The following is a 321-nucleotide window of genomic DNA, read 5'->3' as shown; positions in this document are numbered from 1 at the left end:
TTTTTTTTTTTTTTTTTTTTTTTTTGTTTTTGTGGGGGGTTTTTTTTTTTTTTTTTTTTTTTTTTTTTTTTTTTTTTTTTTTTTTTTGGTGTTTTGTTTTTTTTTTTATTTTTTTTGGTGTTTTTTTGTTTTTTTTGTGTGTTTGTTGTTGTGTGTTGGTGTTTTTTTTGGTGTTGGGGTTTTGGGGTTGGTGTTTTTTTGTTTGTGGTTGGGGCGCGGGTTTTTTTTTTTTTTTTTTTTTTTTTAATTTTGGTTTTTTTTTTTTTTTTTGGGGTTTTTTTTTTTCTTGTATTTTTTTTTTTTTTTTTTTTTTTCGGTGTT

At 20.9% G+C, this 321-nt stretch carries 1 protein-coding gene; it reads right to left on the bottom strand.

Features of this window, described 5'->3' with window-relative positions:
- Window positions 1–321, bottom strand: a 321-nt coding sequence (locus ACR6JA_RS22050) for a hypothetical protein (protein WP_494599510.1), incomplete at both ends; no start/stop codon positions are given.

It is taken from the genome of Cedecea sp. B1(4) (assembly GCF_059414925.1).
This window is presented reverse-complemented; position numbering and strand designations above follow the sequence as displayed.